Origin of the sequence: Alteromonas sp. a30, assembly GCF_026788005.1 — a bacterium.
Lineage (GTDB): Bacteria > Pseudomonadota > Gammaproteobacteria > Enterobacterales > Alteromonadaceae > Paraneptunicella.
Map to the genome: position 1 here is coordinate 131,600 of NZ_JABEPE010000009.1, position 20,699 is coordinate 152,298.

The window sequence follows — 20,699 nt, forward strand, 5'->3', positions numbered from 1 at the left end:
AGATTCGAATGCAGTCACACCGAAAACATTATGAATCATCACAACGCTTATTTTAGATACCTAAAACCGGTTCTCACTTTGTTCTTCACGTTAATCGTTGCTTTCACGCTGAGCCGAATCAGCCTAATGCTGTGGCAACAAACAAGAATTGAAACCGAGTTCCTTATTCCGATGTTGGTAGGTGGCCTACGCGTAGATTTAAGCTCCAGCGCTTATTTAAGTTTGCCCCTGCTGCTTCTGCTGATGCTGCATCAGTTTCTCCCGCAGTTGCTTAAACCTCTCATTGCCAAAGTTGGTTATTGCTATAGCGTCGCCATTGTTGTTTTAGTGGTAATGTGTGAAGCCTCAACACCAGCGTTTATTAATCAATATGATGTCAGGCCAAATCGTTTATTTATTGAATATTTAACCTACCCTAAAGAAGTATTTTCCATGCTTACTTCCGGGCATTTAGCCTCGTTAGTGTTCGTTTTTATCACCTGTATTCTCGTTACGCATTTTTATCGTAAGCTCGTTCCAGTAATGGGCCCTTCAAACCACTTAAATAACATAAAAGCGTTGTTAGTCAGTTTCCCAGTACTACTCCTCTTGGTATTAATGGCCAGAGGGACAACAGGACACCGCCCACTCAACCCATCATTGGTGTACTTCTCTCAAGATGCCTTAGTCAATGCCCTTACACTTAACTCTCCTTACAGCGTCGCTTTTGCGTTAAAGAATATGAAGAATGAGGAAAATGTCGCTAATCTCTACGGGAAAATGGACGAAAGCGAGATGTTTAACTTGGTTAAGCAAGCATCTCATCGTACTTATTTCGTCAGCGACGATTTACCCACCTTATCCGTTAACCCGGCTTATCAAACGCAAAAGAAAAAGAATTTAGTGATTATTTTAGAGGAGAGTCTTGGTGCGCGATTCGTTGGCGCGCTAGGCGGTGCAGGCATCACCCCGGAACTCGATAAGCTCTACAACGAAGGATGGGGATTCAATCACCTCTATGCGACAGGCACGCGCTCGGTGCGCGGAATTGAAGCCATCGTAACCGGATTTCCTCCTTCGCCTTCCCAATCCGTAGTGAAGTTATCGAAATCGCAACACCAGTTTTACACCATTGCCGATACCTTATCTCGGGAAGGTTACAGCACACAGTTTATTTACGGAGGTGAAAGCCACTTCGACAACATGAAAAGCTTTTTCATTGGCAACGGCTTTCAGGATATTGTGGATTTTAACAACATTGAATCCCCCACTTATATTGCTTCTTGGGGAGCTTGTGATGCAGATTTGTTTACCCAAGCAGATAAAGAGCTTTCGCAACTCGCTAAATCTGACAATCCGTTTTTCAGCTTAATTTTTACCTCAAGTAATCATGACCCATTTGACATTCCAGCTCACAAAGTCTCTCTCCCTGAGGATTATCAGAGCGACGATATTAAACGAGATTTAGCAGTCAAATATGCCGACTACGCTTTAGGAAAATTCATCGAAAAGGCGAAACAACAGGACTATTGGGAAGACACCGTGTTCTTAGTGGTAGCAGACCATGATATTCGTGCTTACGGCACAGAACCGGTGCCAATCAAATCTTTTCATATTCCGGGGGTTATATTAAATAGCGGATTGGCGGCGCAACGCGATGATCGCCTTGTAAGCCAACTTGACCTCCCCGTTACCTTGTTGTCTTTAATTGGTGTAGAAACCGCCTCCCCCATGACAGGGTTTGACCTTACCAAGCAATACCCTGTAGAGCGCGCCATGATGCAGTATTACAACAACTTTGCTTACATTGAAAACAATGAAGTCGCGATACTTATGCCCGGTGAAAAAGTCAGTTATTGGCGCTATGACAGCAAAGACAAAAAACAAACACGAACCACGAAAAATGCCCAACATGCAGCGTTACTTGAAAAAGCAAAAGCCCATGTTTTGTTTAGTTCCGCAGCTTACCAAAAGAGCTTATTCAAGTTACCCGATGCAAGTTCCAATACAGACGCACGCATTGCTTTTTCAACTCGACAGGCCCGCCACAATGATTGAACCGAATATGACCTTCGACAACCAAAATAAACTTAAGGGGTTAAAACGCTTAAAATTCGCGTTAGGCAACTCAATACGAGCGTTAACTTGGCTAGTGAGTCATGAGTCAGCTTTCAAGCAAGAAGTGTGGCTACTTATAACAACACTCGCATTATTGCCCTTTTTACCCTTTTCATTATATGAAAGCGTGGCGCTGATTATCGCCACGTTATTCGTCTTTCTTGGTGGGCTTGATGCCACGCAACAAGCTTCGCAATTTAGCGGGCTTTAATGGTTTCGTCAGATAATGAATATTGTTATCAGCGGCTCTTTGAACAACCTCTTCTTGACGATTCGCCGTCACCAAAATAGCAGGAATGTTGTATTCACATTGCTGACGTATGGTCAAGATAATATCAATGCCATTCTCATCATTAGCCAGTTGATAATCGACCAATAGCACGTTCGGCTGCTGACGATCAACCGCTTGCAAAGCATGGCTTTTGTTGGTCACACACTCAACCTTCATCCCCCATTTGCTTAGGAGGGTTTTCATTGCATTCAAATTTTGCTGCTCATCATCAATACAAAGTACCTGTAAGCTATTTAAGCCCGAGGAAGAAGGCTCAGTTCCAACGCTTTTTTCCTGTTGTGCTTTCGCTCGCTCGAGCGACACCGTGAAACAACTGCCCTGCCAAAGTTCAGAATGCACATGAATTTCAGCTTGAATTTGTTTAGATAAGCGGGACACCACACCAAGCCCCAAACCAACACCTTCTGCCTGACTATTTTGCACCCGATAAAAATCATTAAAAATTTTCTTTTGTTCAACTTCAGGAATACCAACCCCTGTATCAATCACTTCAATAACCACTTTATTGGCATCTTGATTATCTAAGCGCGTTTTTAATGTGACTGAACCAATGTTGGTATATTTAATCGCATTCGATAGCAAATTTCGGATAATACGATGCAAATACGTCGTATCAGTTACCACCCAAAGATCGTCTATCACCGCAGATAACAACAACCCCTTTTTTAAAGCGACGACTTCGAATTCATCTATCAATGGCATAAGCAAAGCACGTAAGGAAACGCTGGTCATAGTGGGTTGCATTTCGCCTTGTTCTAGGCGAGAAATATCGAGCAACATTGAGATCATTGTCTCGCTTGCATTAACGCTGTCGTCTATTTTCTCGAAAATTCCAGAAGCTTCAGAAGACAAGTTCATTTCTTTTAATGCGGATAAATACAGTTTAGCGGCGTTGAGCGGCTGCAAAACATCATGACTTGCCAACGCGAGAAAACGTGTTTTGCTATTATTTGCTTCCTCTGCGGCACTGCGAGCAGCTAATAGTTGTTTTTCAACGGTACTACGCCGCTCAATTTCCGAGCGCAACTCGGCATTAATCGCCTGTACTTCTTTTGACCTGTGTTGAATCCGTTTTTCAAGATCGATATTGGCTTCTTCCAAGGCTTTTTGCAGTTCAATATGCTCGGTAATATCATTAAAGCTAGTCACAAAGCCGCCACTTGGTAGCGGATTTCCCACCATTTCGATCACCCGACCATCACTGCGCTGACGTATAAACTTATGAGGTTGCGCCGCCCGTAAATGCTCAACACGTTTTTGCACCAGCATTTCCACTTCACCAACACCACATTCACCTCGAATTGCGTTGTAGCGCACTAATTCCTCTATGGGAGTACCATAACTTACCAACCCTTGTGGATAATCAAACATTTCCAAATAACGTTGATTCCATGCCACGAGATTAAGATCCCGATCGATAACACTAATCCCCTGCTCCATGCTTTCTAACGAGGCAAACAACGCCGACTGGTTAATTTGGATCGCACGAGCGGTTTCATCAAAGACTTGAATCACTTGTTCAAAATTCAGTTGCTCACCACTTACCACTGAATTAATTAACAAATGTGCGCTAGACGCACCAATCACGCCTCCCAACGCTCGTTCACAAAATTGAATAAAGTTACTCTGTGGCGAAACATGCCCTTCAATACGAATTTGATTTTTTTGTTCGAAGTCTTGAACTAGCTGACCACAACGCTCGATCCCCAAAAACGTATTCATCACGGTGAGCAGATCGTCGTTAGTAACGTTACTCGCTGTTAACTTAAGAGGGTTAAGTTTTTGCTCATCGCTATCAACAAAAGCATAAGCTTGAATTTTGTCGGCCAGCCTTTGTGGCGCAAGAAGGGAAAAAACAATAAAGGCTCCAATATTGGAAAATAAACTAACAACCGCTGCGACACTTATCATTTCACTTTGTTGTTGTGGTAATAGGTTGTCGTTTAATAATGGCACAATTAGCCACCAAATCCAGACCGCTAATCCAGCTACCCATCCGGCATACACTCCTTGTGCATTAGCGCGTTTCCAATACAGCCCGCCAACAATCGCGGGTAATAGCTGAACAACGAGTGAGAAGGCTAACAGGCCAATGTGCGTTAATGTTGTTGTTGATGAAATTTGCCGATGATATAGCGAAGCTAAAATAAGCAATCCCGCTATCACTACGCGCCGTATCCAAAGTATTTTTTGAGTATGAATACCGGGTCGAGAGGATGTGGATGAGGCTGTTAAAATACGCGGCAAAATAACATCGTTTGTCACCATGGTGCTCAAGGTTAACGTCGCGACAATAATCATTGCGGTGGCAGCAGAAAAGCCGCCCAAAAAGACAATACCCGTGACAATAATCGAGTCACTTTCCAGTGCCAACCTTAATACATAAGTATCAGGAGATACATCTTGCCCACCAAAGACGATAACACCAAAAGACGCAATAATCGGAATTGTTAAAGCAATAATAAACAAATAAGTTGGGAACAACCATTGAGCCGTTTTCAAATGCTTGGGGTTTAAATTATCGACAATGGCAACGTGAAACTGCCGAGGAAGACAAATAATCGCCGCGCCCGCAATTAAGGTTTGCGCCCAAAATTCAATCGAATTAAAGCTAAAGCTATTAAAGAAGGCTGGCGAAATAACACTATAAGCAGACCCCGTTGCATGAGCATCTGGCGTGCCAGCCCAAAACAAATAACTCACCACCGCGACTAAAAAAAGCGCTAACAATTTAACAATCGATTCAAACGCTATAGCCAGCATGAGCCCATGGCGATATTCCGTCACATCAGTACGCTGTGTTCCAAAGTAGATACAAAATAAGCCAATAAAGAAGGTGGAAAACAGAATAATGTAGTCAGCTTGCTCCGTACCCGAGATGATCGTAAAGGTGATTCCAATGGCTTTCAGTTGCAGTGCGATATAGGGGATGGTAGCTAACAACGCAATTAACGTGACTAACAGCGCAACCGTTTGACGTTTACCATAACGAGACGAAATAAAATCAGCAATCGTTGTGATATTTTGTTTTTTACTGACTTTTACCAGCTTACTTAAGAATCGCCGACCAAAAATATATACCAGTGCTGGCCCGAGCAATATAGGCAGATAATTCCACTGATTACGTGTTGCCTCGCCTACAGCGCCGAGGAAAGTCCAAGCCGTACAATAAATGGCTAATGCCAAACCATAAACTGCGGGATGGGAGGTGAATTTTCTGGCATTAGCACTATGCTTATCTCCCCAACGCCCCAGCCAAAACAGGGTAATGAGGTAAGCAAAGGCCAATAGGGTTAAGCCCAATGTCATTCGCTGTGCTCGATAAAAGAACGGTTTTTGATAGTGTTTTTCAACGACTTATAAAATGACTATATCACAGCAAATGCACTATTTTGATGCTTGAGACCAAAGTCCGATAACCTGAAACGAGAGAGCAAACCAATGACATAAAAAGCGTCACTGTCACTCTTTGCAAGATGGTAATATTTAATCTCAATAAACATGACCATCAAAAACAAGCAAGCCTTTAGCTACTTTTTTGTACTTTTTGCGCTCAATCAAGCTACAACTCTTCGCCAACAGACCCTTTCAAGAATAAAGGTGTTCGTAAAAATAACATTCAGAAACATTCAATTTTAAATAGGTTGTTTTATTTACCCATTTTTTCATTTAGAATCCGCGCAAAAATTTACTTCATGAGAAACTTAACATGCTAAACCAAAGAAGTTTATCAAGCCTTTTTTCCATCATCTTTGTTACGTTGTTAGGCTTGATGTTTTCTAGCGCGTCTTCTGCCTCTCAACCCGCTATTGCAGTAGATTACTTAATTGGCGAAGGTAGTGTTGATGGTGTAAGACTGGGTTTTCGTCCCCATCATACAACATTAAATAATCTTCCCCTGCTTGGTGACGTCGATGTTTATTGGGAAGTGAGCCTCAATTATTGGAACGATGGGGACAGCGACGTTGATGATACCAATTACGCCATTGCTTTATCGCCTGTTTTTACGAAGCAATTTGCCACAGTATTTAACAACCCAATTCGCTGGGAAGCGGGTATCGGTGTATCGGTGCTGGAAGATTCAATGTTTGGTGGTGAAGACTTAGGCACACATTTTCAATTTGAAGACAGAATTGGCGTATCCATGGCATTCGGTGAAAAGCATGATCAATTGATTGCACTCCGCTATATGCATTACTCAAACGGTGGCTTGGATTCTATCAATCCCGGTATTGATTTCTTTAGCTTGGCATACTCGACGCACTTCTAAATTTGCGTTAATTGTTAACCCGTCATTTTTTCTTGAGTGACGTCATTTCCACATCCAAAAGAGAATTGCCGTTTGAGGCCATTCTCTTTTTTCATATTTATGCATAGCGTTATCTTAACTTCAGACTATTCTTCCCTATATATCGTTTAACCGCCGGTATTTTTATCCATGCAGAATAGTTAAACATCACCCTATTTTTCAAAAGCTTAGCGTTGACCATTAACGACTTGGTTACGCAATTTTTACATCTGAGACCAAAGTCCGATACTTTCATTGACAAACTGGGTTTAGAGTAAATATTGCAAATAGCCCAAATTATAATAAATGGAGGAACAGCAATGGCTTTCCAGTCTGAAGAACAAAAAGCCGCCTACTGGCGTAGAAATATGGGCCTGCTGGGCAAGTTGCTCACGGTATGGTTCGTCGTCTCCTATGGATTCGGCATATTACTTGTCGATGTGCTAAATGAAATCCGCTTCTTTGGGTTTCAACTTGGATTTTGGTTTGCCCAACAAGGCGCAATCTATGTCTTCGTAATACTCATTTTCATCTATGTGAAGAAAATGAATGATCTTGATAAAGAATTTGGTGTGGACGAGGAATAGGAGCGGATTATGGGTATTCAAGGCATGACGTTTCTCATTGTAGGCTTGACCTTCTTGCTCTACATGGGAATCGCTATCTGGGCCAGAGCAGGCTCAACAAAAGAATTCTACGTAGCAGGCGGTGGTGTACATCCTGTTATGAATGGCATGGCAACAGCCGCAGACTGGATGTCAGCCGCGTCTTTTATTTCCATGGCGGGGTTAATCTCGTTCATGGGTTACGATGGTTCGGTTTATCTACTAGGTTGGACCGGTGGTTACGTACTTCTTGCGTTATGTTTAGCGCCTTACTTAAGAAAGTTCGGTAAATTCACGGTTCCCGACTTCATCGGTGATCGTTACTACTCTCAAACAGCGCGCACCGTTGCCGTTATTTGTGCATTGTTCGTTTCATTTACGTACATTGCCGGTCAAATGCGTGGTGTAGGCGTAGTATTCAGTCGCTTCTTAGAAGTCGATATTACAATGGGCGTTATTATTGGTATCGCAATTGTATTCTTCTACTCCGTTTTAGGTGGAATGAAAGGCATCACCTATACGCAAGTAGCACAATACTGTGTGATGATTTTCGCTTATCTTGTGCCTGCCATCTTTATCTCAATCATTATGACAGGTCACGTTTTCCCTCAACTGGGCTTCGGTGCAACCATGACCGATGGATCGGGGACCTTCCTGCTCGATAAGCTCGATGGACTCTCCACCGAACTCGGGTTTACCGAATACACCGACGGGAGCAAGAGTACAATTGATGTATTCTTCATCACCGCCGCATTGATGGTAGGCACCGCTGGTTTACCACACGTTATCGTGCGTTTCTTCACTGTACCGAAAGTGCGCGATGCACGTAAGAGTGCGGGTTGGGCATTATTGTTCATTGCCTTGGTTTACACCACTGCACCTGCCATTTCAGCCTTCTCTCGCGTGAATATGATTGAAACCATTAACGGTCAGGATCAAAGCGGTACACCTTATGCTGAAGCCCCATCTTGGATTAAAAATTGGGAACAAACAGGCTTAATTGGTTGGGAAGACAAAAACGGCGATGGCAAAATGTTCTACTCTGGTGACGAGCGCAACGAAATGAAAGTTGACCGCGACATCATGGTACTTGCCAACCCTGAAATTGCTGACCTCCCTATTTGGGTCATTGCACTCGTTGCAGCAGGGGGCGTAGCCGCAGCACTATCTACATCCGCAGGTTTGCTGCTGGTTATCTCAACGTCAGTCTCCCATGACCTCTTAAAACGAAACTTAATGCCACACATTTCCGACAAACAGGAACTGCTATATGCGCGAATTGCCGCCGCTACCGCCCTATGTATTGCGGGATACCTTGGTGTTAATCCACCCGGATTCGTAGCGCAGGTGGTCGCCTTCGCCTTCGGCCTCGCCGCATCGTCCTTCTTCCCTGCTATTATCTTGGGTATCTTCCATAAGAGAATGAGCAGCAAGCCGGCGGTGTTAGGCATGATTTCAGGCATTGTGTTCACTGCAACCTACATTATTTACTTCAAATTTGTAAACCCCGCAGCGAACAAGCCTGAAAACTGGTTCTTCGGAATTTCACCAGAAGGTATTGGTACGCTAGGCATGATTGTTAACTTTCTCGTTGCCTTCGTAACATACAAAATTATGGGTGAAGCACCACAAGAAATTCAGGATATGGTTGAAAGCATCCGTTATCCGAAAGGTGCTGGTGAAGCGCACGATCACTAATCGCTAATTGAGTAAGATCAATTAAAACGTCATAAAGCAATGGTTACCTCCGGTGGCCATTGCTTTTGTTTTTTATCCGTTCAATGCTTTGAAGTTAGAAGCTCCAACCTTTGAAGATGAGTCTACGATGGATATACCTGATCAAGTTCTACAATTCTTTGAAAGTCACGCACCGTTCGACAATTTACCCAAAGAAGATTTAACGAAACTGATTACCGCTTCCACATTGAATTATGTCACCAGTGAAAATATTGAAGCTCAATTACCCAACGAAAAGTCACATATCTTCTTCATTCAAGGGGGGCATTACAGCGTTCAGGAAAAAGGGGTCACACGACAGTTAGGGGAAGGGGATTTTTTTGGTTTACCGCTCATTCAAGACCCTGAATATCAAGGTATTTTTATTGCTATTGAAGAGCCGGGGTTGGTGTATAGCCTACCAATTGGCATTATAAAAAAACTTATTGCGGAGCACTCTGCCCTCGGTAAGTTTTTTGAAAATTATAGCAATAAAGGCGCAAGCTCACCGCTAGATGAATCTGCCAATATCTGGCTTTATCAAAAAATAGCGACCCAACTGAAACGCAAGCCCATTACCACAGAAAGCCATACAAGTATTGAAGACTGCGCGAAAATCATGGCGAAAGAACACATTTCCTCACTACTGATTACCGAAGACCAATATTTAATCGGCATATTAACCGACAAAGATATTCGTAGCCGTGTGGTTGCCGAAGGAGTATCACCTCAAATTGCAGTATCAGAGGTCATGACCCATGACCCCACAGTCACCAGAGGCAACGCGAACATGCTAGATGCGCTTAGCATCATGACACAACACAATATTCAGCATTTGCCGGTAGTTGAGCCTTGCTCAAACTCCGGGAAAAACAACATTCTTGGCATGATTAGCGCTTCAGATATTCTGCGAGCACAACGCAGTAATATCTTGCTGGTTATTGACGACATCGCTAAGGCAAACAACCTTTACGAATTAATTAACGCTTCATGGCAAATTCCCCATTATTTTAAAACCTATGCCAGCCGGTTTAGTGATTTTGACATTGCTGGCAAGGTATTATCTCAAGCCACCGACACCATGACGCGCAAACTGATTAGCTTCTTTACCTCGCAGCATGGCCCTTTGCCTATGAGTTATTGCTGGCTGGTTTATGGCTCACAAGCTCGAGGCGATCAAAACTTAGGTTCTGACCAAGACAATGCGCTGCTTTTAGAGCGAGAGCCCAATGAGGAAGAAGCCAAATACTTGGCCGACTTTGCAGATTACGTGTGTAAAGGGTTGGCAAAATGCGGTATCAAACTCTGTGGTGGCAATATTATGGCATCCAACCCTGAGCTGCGTTTATCTTTCGAAGAAGCGTTAGAACAAACACGAAACCGCTGCACTAACCCGAGCGAAGACGCCATTATGCGTTTTAATATTTTTCTAGACGTTCGCTGCGTAGCAGGCAACTTATCTTTATTTGAGAAATACTTACAAGCGCGTACCAAAATTTTACGCAATTCCATGTTCTTAGCTTCGCTTGCTCGTTTTGCTAACGATGTTGATGTGCCACTTTCGCTGTTCCGACAATTTGTTTACGACAAAAACGCCCCAATCAAAGACTGTATTAACATCAAAGAAAAGGCGGTTGCCATTTTAAATGACATCGTTCGCATTTATGCGCTCGCCGACGGAGTCACGGTTCCATCAATAGTTGAGCGACTTGACGCTTTATCTGAAAATGCCGGGCTAAGCCATCACGATAGACGCAACCTAAAAGACGCGTGGTTGTTTTTAACGCGCTTGCGCTGGCGTCATCAATTAACGCAAAACGCAACGGATAATTTGGTATCGATGAAAGAGCTTTCTCCTATTGAGCGTTATCAACTCAAAACCGCCTTCCAGCAAATTCGGCAAGCACAACAAGGTTTGGTTATGAAATTTAGCGGCGGAATGGCAAGTTGACAGATTTAATCAGTACCCTACAACGTACAGCACGACGTATCTTCAAGACTCATTTGCTACCGCCACAGTGGCACAATTTGGCTATTGGCGAATTACCATTATTGGCCGTGGATCTAGAGCTTACTAGCCTAGAGCGAGATGCCAATATTGTGTCCTTCGGCTGGGTTTGCTGTGAACGACAAAAAATTCGCATGGAAAGTGCTTTCCATGAAGTCATAAAAACCGAGGCCGATTTACAACAAAGCCCGACAATCCACGGCATCACTAATCAAGACGTGACTCAGGGCAAAGACCTACGTCCGATCCTTACACGCTTATTGCAATACGCTGAAACCCATATCTGGGTTTTTCACAACGCGTTACTTGATACCAATGCACTGAAAAACGCTTGCCGGACTTTGGATATTGATTTCCCTGAGTTCACTTACTTCGATACCTTGCAAATGGCTCGATACCTTTTACTTAAAAAGCAACATCCAATTGGTCCCAAGGATCTCACTCTTGTGAATTGCAGAAAGCGCTATGGTTTAGGCAACATCAATGCACACAATGCGCTTTCTGATGCGATGGCAACCATGGAACTCGCCTTGTTGCAACTGCATGAGTTTTCCCCGAAAGGGAGTGAGCCTTTACACCAGTTAATTCGGACCGAAGCGGTTTCAATCAGCTAATACCAAGACAAGGCTAACCAACATTCAACGCTGTAACCTGTTCTTGTTCCATCGAAAACGCTCATCTATACTGCCCAAGCACAGTATTCACAGGTTGCAAGATTATTACCGCAAAACGCATAAGTAACAGAGAGAAACCATGAACTTTTCTTATTCTAATCCAACTCAAATTCAATTCGGTCAGGGACAAATTGCCAGCATTGCTCAACTCATCCCAAAAGATAAAAAAGTCCTATTGGTATATGGCGGCGGCTCGATTAAGCAAAACGGTATTTACAATCAAGTCATCACAGCATTACAAGGTCATGCTGTTGTTGAATTTGCGGGTGTTAAACCGAACCCTATCGTGGAACAGCTAGACGATGCGGTTCAATTAGCCAGAAAAGAGCGCGTTGATTTTATTCTTGCCGTTGGCGGAGGCTCTGTTATTGATGCCGTAAAATATATTGCGGGTGCCTTTTACTATCAAGGCGAAGGCTGGGATATTCTTAAAAAACGGGTACCAGTGGAACGAGCTTTGCCGCTTGGCGCCATTCTAACACTCCCCGCAACAGGATCAGAGTCAAACCCTGCCTCTGTTATTGGCAAAGCCTCAACGAATGAGAAACTAAGCTTTATTAGCCCAGCGGTACTGCCAAAGTTTGCGGTACTGGATCCAGATGTCATTAAAAGCCTTCCCGAGCGGCAAGTGGCGAATGGCGTTGTTGATGCGTTTGTGCATGTGTGTGAGCAATACTTGACCTATCCAACTCAAGCACTGGTGCAAGAAGGTTACGCAGAAGCCTTGCTAAAAACGTTACTGCAATTGGGGAAAACTATCGATCAACAAGACGATGCGTGGCGAGCAAACTTGATGTGGGCGGCCAATCAAGCCCTAAATGGACTCATTGGCACTGGCGTTCCGCAAGACTGGGCAACACATATGATTGGTCATGAATTAACGGCGCTGTATGGTGTTGATCACGCACGCTCTTTGGCAATTATACAACCTGCGTTGTTACGCAATCAGCTTGAGAATAAACGCGCAAAGCTTATGCAACTGGGTAAAAACGTATTTAACCTAACCGAAACCGACACTTTAGCGGAAGACACCATACAAGCGATGGAAGCGTTTTATTTAAGCCTGAAAGTAGAAACACGCCTAACGTCATATGGTCAGGATAAAGACACTGCGATAGAAGCGGTTATTGCAAACTTGAAAAGTCATGGCATGGCACGTTTAGGGGAGAAGCAGGCAATCGGCATTAACCATTGTCGCGAGATATTAGCGCAAGCTATCGACTAATACTTAAGTTCACATCTCAAGTTGGAAAATTGCTGCTTATACTTACTGTAAACTGCAACAAAATAGATAAGGCCAACTTCAATGGAAAAACGACACTTTTCTCGCATAATGATTGAGAGTGAAGTCGAGCTTAGTTCCGGTGAATTTAAGTGGCGTAGTCATCTCATCGACTTATCACTTAAAGGGGCATTAATAGAGTGCCCCTCCCAGTTTATACCGAATATCTCGGCAAAACTTCACATTAAAATATTACTGCCTAGTCATCCTCAAGAAATTGAGTTTGATGGCACCGTTTGTCATATTGAACAGAATAATTTGGGCATTCGATGCGACAAAATGGATATTTTCAGCGTTTCTGAGTTGCGAAAAATGCTTGAACTTAACCTCGGCAATGAAGACTTACTCAATAGGGAATTACACGCTTTAGCTGAGAATGGCTCACATTAAAAGTGCTCCAATGCCTCTTTAAGCTGTGTTACAGGAATCACTTCCATACCAAGGTCATGCTTAGGCACATTAGACTTTGGCACAATAGCACGCTTAAAACCGTGTTTTGCCGCTTCAGATAATCGCTCAGTGCCATTCGGTACTGGGCGAATTTCTCCGGCTAATCCCACTTCTCCGAAGACGATTAGATCTTGAGGTAACGAACGATTTCGGAAACTGGAAACAAGCGCCAAGATCAATGCCAGATCTGCACCTGTTTCAGCCACTTTGACACCGCCAACCACGTTAATAAATACATCCTGATCCGACATTTGCACTTCACCGTGCCGATGTAAAATCGCCAACAACATCGCTAAACGATTTTGCTCCGCACCAACGGCGACTCGACGAGGGTGTCCACCTTGGGAGTAATCGACGAGCGCCTGCACCTCAACCAACAGAGGACGACTTCCTTCCCAAATAACAAACACAACTGTCCCCGGTGCATGTATTTCCGAACGATTCAAAAATATCGCCGACGGATTTTTCACTTCTTTCATGCCCTTTTCTGTCATGGCAAAAACGCCTAGCTCATTGACGGCACCAAAGCGGTTCTTATGCCCCCGTAATGTGCGATAGCGGCTGTCGTTATCACCATCCAACATCATGGAACAATCTATACAATGTTCTAAAACTTTCGGGCCAGCCAAGCTGCCGTCTTTAGTCACGTGCCCTACCACAAACATCGCCACACTATTTTGCTTCGCATAACGTGTGAGATACGCAGCGCTTTCACGCACCTGAGACACACTCCCCGGCGAAGATTGAATACTTGCCATGTGCATAACCTGAATGGAGTCAATAACCATCACTTCCGGCTTTTCTTGTTGTGCGAGCTGACAAATGTTTTCGATATTAGTTTCTGCGAGCACGCGCAGTTTGTCGGTTGGCAACCCCAAACGCTGAGCCCGCATGGCTACTTGCTGTAGGGATTCCTCACCAGTGACATACATGGTGCGTTTACTTTGCGCTAGTTGGCACATGACTTGAAGCAGTAAGGTGCTTTTCCCTGCCCCCGGTGAACCACCAATAAGCATTGCTGCGCCCGGCACGATACCGCCTCCTAGCACCCGATCTAATTCTGAAAAACCCGAATGCACTCTGGGTAAGGCTTGTAAATCAATTTCGTTTAGGTTCTGGACGCGTGCTAAGGTGCTCCCGGCATAGCCACTGCGCACGGAATCGGCTTTGCCTCCCGCCACCACAATTTCCGTTAATGTATTCCACGTACCGCAAGCATTGCATTGCCCCTGCCAGCGAGGATGATCTGCGCCGCAATCGTTGCACACAAACGCCGATTTGGTTTTAGCCATTGCTTTTTCCTTAACTGATGCATCATTTATCAATGTCGGACAGAATTCTAAAGTAATTCCTACTCAAAAACACTGTTTAAATTTACAGTTAATTTCACTTTTTAAGTGCTAAGTGTGAATAATATGTCCCACGATAGCTTGTCTGATTAGAGAAATTCCCACATACTGCCGATATGGCTTGTAGAAGTCGCGCAAAGCGTGCAAGTGAAAGCTTAAACTGATTAATACGGCATCTAGCCGCGCTCGAATAATTCAAATACGCAGTTTAATGGTAATTCGGTCTCATGAATCAAGATTTAGAGAAATACAGCAGCATAATTGAAAAACTGAAGCCCTTCGTTAATGAACCCGACTTCAACAAAATTTTAAATCAATTAGCCAGTAATATTCCCAACCACAAACGCTTCCTTATCAAAATGGAATTAAAGCGCCTAGCTCGTCCTTGTGTACGAGTGATCGATTTACGAGGCCGCGTTGCAGGGGAATGTGAAATCTTCGAATATGACAATATCACACATTTTCTTGATGAAACTGCGCGTGAAGTTTTCGAAAAAGAAGTCCGTATCTATGGCGAATATACACTCGGCGTTTACGAAGCTGTAACGACAACAGAAAATAACTTCCGTGTCATGCAAAGGAAGAAAGAAGAGACCGATAAAACCCAAACCGCTCAACCTGAGGTTGTTAAAGACAAAGTTGCCGCCACAGAAGAAGACGAAAACACCAACCCTTACATCGTCCCGGCTCACTCATTTGCACATCAACCGCAACGTAGCGAAGAACGCATGAATTTTGCGGTCGCCATTGAATTATTTTCTGAATTCAATCAGTCGACTCATGGGGTTACAATCGATTTATCGGTAAATGGACTACAGTTTAAAACCGACTTAAAAACGCCGTTTAAAATTGGAGAAGACTTCAATGTTTTCTTCCGAGGTCTTGAGAAAGAATACGCCTTGGATAAACGTAATGGCATCCCCTATCAAGTGGTTAAAATTGAGACTTCGAATAAAGAGCAACGTATTGGCTTAAAACGCATTGTTACCGATAAGACAGCCTATTTCACCACCTTTCTTGAGCAGTTTATTAGAGGCAATAAGCGTCGGTACAAAGTCAATATTGACAACACCTTGCAAGCTATCCGCAGCAAGACTTATGAGCAATATTACATTCCAAACTTTACCTCTATTCCTGTTTACATTGGAAATATTAAGGGCGTTTATTCACCTCGTTTTGTGCTCACTAATGACTGTAATAAAAGCAGCATTTATTATTGGGCGAACGAGCATAATGAATTATTGCTTGGTTATCTCCTCAATCCAAAGCGTCTAACACATGCCATTAGCAAAGGAATCAACGAATTCTATGTGTATGTATTTAATAACATCAGTAACGATAAGGTGTTTTTCTATTCGTTAAGTAATGTTGAAGTGGATAGCAGCAATGCATTAATGAAGGTGTTTCAGGGCTTTGCTTCAAAAAAAGTTAGCTGGCGTATGTACAAGGTACAGCTAACACAAGTGGATATAAATCAAAGTTACCGCCCGCTTTCGCTACCAAATGATATTGGCGACAACGTTAGAAAAGAAAATCAACCGCCTCCGCCGCGATTACTGGCGAGGCTTAAAAATGTTAGCCACTTAGCATTAGTCACTGAAGTATCCGATGATACGTCAATTCACGCTTATCAAAGGCAACCCGCCGCAAAGAGCCATTTACCGCTCATCAAAAAGCTGGTGCATACACGTACGCAAGTACACCCCAAAATAGACTTATTCCGATTCAAGTATCAAAACCTGCGCGTTGAAAACCGCTTTCAACTGCGTACCCCAGTGATAATTGAGCATCTTGGTTCAACAATGAAAGGCATTACAGACGATGTTTCTACTGGCGGGTTACGCATTGAGTTAGAAGAAGCATTTAACGGTCAGGCATTTTCCATTATCAATGCGGCTTTTCCAAAGCTACAAGGCATGACCAGCAAATATAAGTTACAAGATCTCCCTTACGAAGTACGTAATGTGTCGAAAGACGGGAAGGTGTTGAACCTCAAAACCTTTAAAGAAGAATCCAATGCTAAAACCCCCATCGCTTCATTGTTCTTTTCAGAGTTAATTAAATCCAATCGTTCTAAGTTGAAAATGGATCAAGATGAAGAAGAAATGCCCGGTATGGGAGAAGCCTTGAAGAATATCTACGCGAATAACGTACAAAACATTGGCTTCTTCATTCGTAAAGATGGCGTTCACCTCATTCCTGATGCAATGACAATACCGACGGTTTCTTCGCCATTATTGACACTCTTTTCCTTCGGTACGGAAGCGCAATCCGAAACGATGAACGCATACCCTCTGTACTGTGCGCCGGGTAATGACAAAGAGTTTATTGCCGACACACTCAAAGAGATGCGAATGAGCAACAAGCCGGTGAGTCGTGAATTATTTATCCGTTTTGATCCAAGCAAAACGGATTATCATGAAGCCATAAAAGGTCGCTTCAGTGATACCTTCGCCACACTGGAAGAACAAAGGAATTATATTCAGTTGGCAGTCGAACAAGGGCAATTTTATGCGATAAAAATATTTATTGCCCGAACAGGTCGCCCGGATACCGATGTACTCAGGCTAGAAATGAGTTACGTTAATATGTACGCCCAACACAAGGCGAAGTCGTTAGAACAAAGTCTATGGGATGTTGCCGGTGTAGGCGACATCATCGATATTACCGATGAAGCACTACGTCGAAACGGCTTTGATAATGCCGTGATTAAATCGAATAAATCCGCAATGCAAAATAAGGTTGTTAACACTTAATCCTTCAGATGCCATTAATGTCACAAACTGTCATTAATGGCACTTTCACACCTAAGCAGTAACATCAAAATCCACCTACACTCTTAAAATACAGGTCCTTTGTGGCTCTGGTAACTCAACCTCTACCAACGATCGTTATGATTGGCGCAAGGACCAATAGAAAAACGCTTTAATTTTCACTTTTCAACAAGACTTTTCACATTGGCACAGCTTATGCTCTTTGTAGAATCAAAGGCATAAAAGAGTCTTTAACTTGTTTCGATGGCTATGAATTCTTTTGGCGACCGGAGCTAGACGGAATTACGTTTTATTATATTTAGGAGTCGTAATGAACGAAACGCTGATAGAGCTATCTCGGTGGCAATTTGCCCTTACCGCGATGTTCCACTTTATTTTTGTTCCATTAACCTTGGGGTTAACCTTTTTACTTGCCATCATGGAATCCGTATATGTGATGACGGGTAAAGAGATTTACAAAAAAATGACCCAGTTCTGGGGAAAATTGTTTGGAATTAACTTTGCTCTGGGAGTTGCCACGGGGTTAACCATGGAATTCCAGTTCGGTATGAATTGGTCTTACTACTCCCATTATGTGGGTGATATTTTTGGTGCCCCACTGGCCATTGAAGGCTTAATGGCATTCTTCCTTGAGTCCACCTTTGTTGGCCTGTTTTTCTTTGGTTGGGATAAAATGTCCAAAGTAAAACATTTAATGGCAACGTGGTTGGTCGCCTTCGGCTCTAATTTCTCAGCCCTTTGGATCCTGATTGCAAATGGCTGGATGCAGTACCCTGTTGGCGCCGAGTTTAATATCGAATCCATGCGCATGGAAATGACCAGCTTCTCCGATGTCATCTTTAACCCTGTCGCACAAGTGAAGTTCGTGCATACCGTGGCCGCAGGTTACGTAACTGGCGCAATGTTTGTTCTCGCAATTTCAAGTTACTACCTTCTTAAGCATCGTGAGATCGCGTTTGCTCGTCGTTCTTTCGCCATCGCAGCCAGCTTTGGTTTAGCTTCCATTATCTCTGTCATTATTTTGGGTGACGAGAGTGGTTACGAACTCGGTGATGTGCAAAAAGTGAAGCTCGCCGCCGTTGAAGCGGAATACGATACCCATCCCGCTCCCGCTCCTTTTACTATATTCGGTATTCCTAATGATGAAAAAGAAACTACTGAATATGCGCTGCGGATTCCGTGGTTAATGGGCTTAATTGCTACACGTTCGTTAGACGAAGAAGTGAAAGGCATAAAAGATATCAAGAAGGAAAATCGCGAAAAGATCCTCAATGGTAGCCAAGCTTACGCCCTTCTGGATTCAGTGCGCGATGGCTCAGCTAGTGCTGATCAAAAGCTCATCTTTGAAGCAAACAAAGATCACTTAGGTTATGCCATGTTGCTGCAACCTTTTACGGATGATATTCGCTCCCCTTCTCAAGAAGCAATAGATAAGGCGGTTGATTACAGTATTCCTCCGGTCGCACCATTATTCTGGAGCTTTAGAATTATGGTTGCCTCTGGTTTTGCCATGTTGGTGCTATTTGCGTTGGCATTTTGGTACAGCACGAAACATCAAATCACTAAGCCACGCTGGCTGTTAAAAGCATCGCTATTCAGTTTGCCACTACCTTGGGTCGCCGCAGAAGCAGGATGGTTTGTAGCAGAGTTTGGACGTCAACCTTGGTCCATTGCAGAAATTCTGCCAGTCCATGCCTCCGCATCAAATCTCAGTGTTGCTGAGGTGGCAACCACACTTGTGCTTTACACCAGCTTTTACGCTGTCATGTTTATCATTGGTTTTTATTTAATGAGGAAGTTTGCGCGTAAAGGGCCTTCTGGAATGACTCATGACACAGAAAACTCAAGCGAAACACCATCTGTAGGAGGGATTAAAGCATGATTGATTATGAATTTTTACGCGTTGTTTGGTGGGTACTCGTTGGCGTGTTACTCATTGGCTTTGCCATCACAGATGGTTTTGATTTAGGCGTTGGCGCATTACTAACGCTAGTCGGCAAAACGGACGAAGATCGTCGGGTCATGATAAACACGATTGGACCTCACTGGGATGGCAATCAAGTTTGGTTTATTACGGCAGGCGGTGCGATTTTCGCGGCTTGGCCAATTATTTACGCTACCGCCTTTTCGGGTTTCTATTTAGCGTTAGCACTTACCTTGATAGCCTTATGGATGCGCCCTATTGGCTTTGACTATCGAAGTAAGTTACCCAGTGCTCAATGGCGAAAAGCATGGGACTGGGCTCTATTCGCAGGTGGATTTATCCCTGCTCTAATATTTGGCGTGGCATTCGGTAATTTACTGCAAGGCGTACCGTTTGAGTTCAGTAATAATCTACACCCAACCTATACAGGTAGCTTCTTTGGCTTGTTAAACCCCTTCGCCATTTTAGTTGGTTTGGTTTCTGTGGTCATGTTGCTTAACCACGGCGCGACTTGGTTACAAATGAAAACCACTGGTAGTTTGTTAGAAAGAGCAAGTCAGGTCTCTGTTTCACTTTCGCTAACGAATATAGTGTTATTTTCATTAGCAGGCGTGTGGGTTGCTTATGGCATTGATGGCTATGTACTGACATCAAGTATCGATACAGCAGCCACCTCCAATCCATTAGCCAAAACAGTAGAGATGCAAAACGGTGCATGGATGAATAATTATCAACAATATCCTTGGATGATAGTCGCCCCAGCACTGGGTATTTTAGGTGCGCTAGGTTGTGCGTTATTCAGCAAAAAGCAACATGCAGGAAAAGCCTTTGTGTTTAGTTCACTTTCTATTACTGGCATTATTTTAACTGCTGGTTTCTCCATGTTTCCTTTCTTAATGCCTAGCTCAAGTATGCTGAATGCAAGCCTGACAATGTGGGATGCAACCTCCAGCTTTCTCACATTAAAGGTTATGTTTTATGTTGCCTGTATTTTTGTACCCATCGTACTTAGCTACACGGCTTATAGCTTCTGGGTGATGCGCGGACGCATTAAACAAGAGCAGTTAGACCAAAGCCATGCGATCTATTAATTAAGTTAAAGAAGGAGATACAATATGTGGTACTTCACTTGGATCTTAGGTGTCTTGTTAGCCTGCGCCTTCGGCATCATTAATGCGATGTGGCTTGAAGTCACAGAAGACTTAGACAGAAAAGACGACGCCTAGGTTTAGAGCAATAG

At 43.5% G+C, this 20,699-nt stretch carries 15 protein-coding genes; 13 read left to right on the forward strand and 2 right to left on the reverse strand.

Annotation, left to right across the window (positions count from 1 at the left end):
• The first annotated feature begins 30 nt into the window (after positions 1-30).
• Together HJG39_RS10780 and HJG39_RS10785 are read left to right on the forward strand one after the other, a co-directional pair.
• On the forward strand, positions 31-2,037 hold the full coding sequence (locus HJG39_RS10780) for an LTA synthase family protein (RefSeq protein ID WP_268409107.1): 2,007 nt from the start codon (positions 31-33) through the stop codon (positions 2,035-2,037).
• Positions 2,030-2,308: a diacylglycerol kinase gene (locus tag HJG39_RS10785; RefSeq protein WP_268409108.1), complete on the forward strand. Its 279-nt coding sequence runs from the start codon at positions 2,030-2,032 to the stop codon at positions 2,306-2,308. Before HJG39_RS10780 ends, HJG39_RS10785 begins: the two co-directional genes overlap by 8 nt.
• On the opposite strand, the gene HJG39_RS10790 is transcribed toward HJG39_RS10785, so the two are convergent.
• Positions 2,246-5,698 (reverse strand): PAS domain-containing hybrid sensor histidine kinase/response regulator, encoded by a 3,453-nt coding sequence (locus HJG39_RS10790; RefSeq protein ID WP_268409110.1) that lies wholly within the window; start codon positions 5,696-5,698, stop codon positions 2,246-2,248. The genes HJG39_RS10785 and HJG39_RS10790 overlap by 63 nt on opposite strands.
• Before the next feature lie 400 nt (positions 5,699-6,098).
• Here HJG39_RS10790 and HJG39_RS10795 point away from each other — a divergent pair, with 400 nt between their 5' ends.
• The 7 genes from HJG39_RS10795 to HJG39_RS10825 all read left to right on the forward strand — a co-directional run bounded on the left by HJG39_RS10795 (position 6,099) and on the right by HJG39_RS10825 (position 13,352).
• Entirely contained in the window at positions 6,099-6,659 is a 561-nt protein-coding gene (locus HJG39_RS10795) for an acyloxyacyl hydrolase (protein WP_268409111.1), read from the forward strand.
• A gap of 338 nt (positions 6,660-6,997) precedes the next feature.
• Positions 6,998-7,264, forward strand: coding sequence for a DUF4212 domain-containing protein (locus HJG39_RS10800; protein WP_268409112.1), 267 nt, complete (start codon positions 6,998-7,000; stop codon positions 7,262-7,264).
• Positions 7,265-7,273: 9 nt separating this feature from the next.
• The gene (locus HJG39_RS10805) at positions 7,274-8,980 is read left to right on the forward strand and encodes a sodium:solute symporter family protein (protein WP_268409114.1); all 1,707 of its coding nucleotides are present in this window, start codon (positions 7,274-7,276) and stop codon (positions 8,978-8,980) included.
• Between the two features lie 127 nt (positions 8,981-9,107).
• Positions 9,108-10,949 carry a DUF294 nucleotidyltransferase-like domain-containing protein gene (locus HJG39_RS10810; RefSeq protein ID WP_268409116.1) on the forward strand — a complete coding sequence of 614 codons (1,842 nt, stop codon included), beginning with the start codon at positions 9,108-9,110 and terminating at the stop codon, positions 10,947-10,949.
• Complete coding sequence (locus tag HJG39_RS10815; RefSeq protein ID WP_268409118.1) at positions 10,946-11,620, forward strand: 3'-5' exonuclease; 675 nt, start codon at positions 10,946-10,948, stop codon at positions 11,618-11,620. The genes HJG39_RS10810 and HJG39_RS10815 overlap by 4 nt, the downstream gene beginning before the upstream one ends.
• A gap of 139 nt (positions 11,621-11,759) precedes the next feature.
• Positions 11,760-12,905, forward strand: coding sequence for an iron-containing alcohol dehydrogenase (locus HJG39_RS10820; protein WP_268409119.1), 1,146 nt, complete (start codon positions 11,760-11,762; stop codon positions 12,903-12,905).
• A gap of 81 nt (positions 12,906-12,986) precedes the next feature.
• Positions 12,987-13,352 carry a PilZ domain-containing protein gene (locus HJG39_RS10825; protein ID WP_268409120.1) on the forward strand — a complete coding sequence of 122 codons (366 nt, stop codon included), beginning with the start codon at positions 12,987-12,989 and terminating at the stop codon, positions 13,350-13,352.
• Here HJG39_RS10825 and radA read toward each other — a convergent pair.
• Positions 13,349-14,704, reverse strand: coding sequence for a DNA repair protein RadA (gene radA / locus HJG39_RS10830; RefSeq protein WP_268409121.1), 1,356 nt, complete (start codon positions 14,702-14,704; stop codon positions 13,349-13,351). The two genes, HJG39_RS10825 and radA, sit on opposite strands and share 4 nt — an antisense overlap.
• A gap of 284 nt (positions 14,705-14,988) precedes the next feature.
• On the opposite strand from radA, the gene HJG39_RS10835 reads away from it, so the two are divergent.
• The 4 genes from HJG39_RS10835 to cydX all read left to right on the forward strand — a co-directional run bounded on the left by HJG39_RS10835 (position 14,989) and on the right by cydX (position 20,685).
• Entirely contained in the window at positions 14,989-17,517 is a 2,529-nt protein-coding gene (locus HJG39_RS10835; protein ID WP_268409122.1) for a PilZ domain-containing protein, read from the forward strand.
• Between the two features lie 328 nt (positions 17,518-17,845).
• Positions 17,846-19,417, forward strand: coding sequence for a cytochrome ubiquinol oxidase subunit I (locus HJG39_RS10840; protein ID WP_268409123.1), 1,572 nt, complete (start codon positions 17,846-17,848; stop codon positions 19,415-19,417).
• Complete coding sequence (cydB, locus tag HJG39_RS10845) at positions 19,414-20,550, forward strand: cytochrome d ubiquinol oxidase subunit II (protein WP_268409125.1); 1,137 nt, start codon at positions 19,414-19,416, stop codon at positions 20,548-20,550. Before HJG39_RS10840 ends, cydB begins: the two co-directional genes overlap by 4 nt.
• Positions 20,551-20,574: 24 nt before the next feature.
• Positions 20,575-20,685: a cytochrome bd-I oxidase subunit CydX gene (cydX, locus tag HJG39_RS10850; protein ID WP_268409126.1), complete on the forward strand. Its 111-nt coding sequence runs from the start codon at positions 20,575-20,577 to the stop codon at positions 20,683-20,685.
• Positions 20,686-20,699: the final 14 nt, after the last annotated feature.

Coding starts and splice junctions, on each gene's coding strand:
- cydX (WP_268409126.1), top strand. CDS start 20,575: ATGTGGTACTTCACTTGGATCTTAGGTGTCTTGTTAGCCTGCGCCTTC.
- HJG39_RS10820 (WP_268409119.1), top strand. CDS start 11,760: ATGAACTTTTCTTATTCTAATCCAACTCAAATTCAATTCGGTCAGGGA.
- HJG39_RS10795 (WP_268409111.1), top strand. CDS start 6,099: ATGCTAAACCAAAGAAGTTTATCAAGCCTTTTTTCCATCATCTTTGTT.
- cydB (WP_268409125.1), top strand. CDS start 19,414: ATGATTGATTATGAATTTTTACGCGTTGTTTGGTGGGTACTCGTTGGC.
- radA (WP_268409121.1), bottom strand. CDS start 14,704: ATGGCTAAAACCAAATCGGCGTTTGTGTGCAACGATTGCGGCGCAGAT.
- HJG39_RS10780 (WP_268409107.1), top strand. CDS start 31: ATGAATCATCACAACGCTTATTTTAGATACCTAAAACCGGTTCTCACT.
- HJG39_RS10810 (WP_268409116.1), top strand. CDS start 9,108: ATGGATATACCTGATCAAGTTCTACAATTCTTTGAAAGTCACGCACCG.
- HJG39_RS10790 (WP_268409110.1), bottom strand. CDS start 5,698: ATGACATTGGGCTTAACCCTATTGGCCTTTGCTTACCTCATTACCCTG.
- HJG39_RS10835 (WP_268409122.1), top strand. CDS start 14,989: ATGAATCAAGATTTAGAGAAATACAGCAGCATAATTGAAAAACTGAAG.
- HJG39_RS10840 (WP_268409123.1), top strand. CDS start 17,846: ATGAACGAAACGCTGATAGAGCTATCTCGGTGGCAATTTGCCCTTACC.
- HJG39_RS10805 (WP_268409114.1), top strand. CDS start 7,274: ATGGGTATTCAAGGCATGACGTTTCTCATTGTAGGCTTGACCTTCTTG.
- HJG39_RS10785 (WP_268409108.1), top strand. CDS start 2,030: ATGATTGAACCGAATATGACCTTCGACAACCAAAATAAACTTAAGGGG.
- HJG39_RS10800 (WP_268409112.1), top strand. CDS start 6,998: ATGGCTTTCCAGTCTGAAGAACAAAAAGCCGCCTACTGGCGTAGAAAT.
- HJG39_RS10825 (WP_268409120.1), top strand. CDS start 12,987: ATGGAAAAACGACACTTTTCTCGCATAATGATTGAGAGTGAAGTCGAG.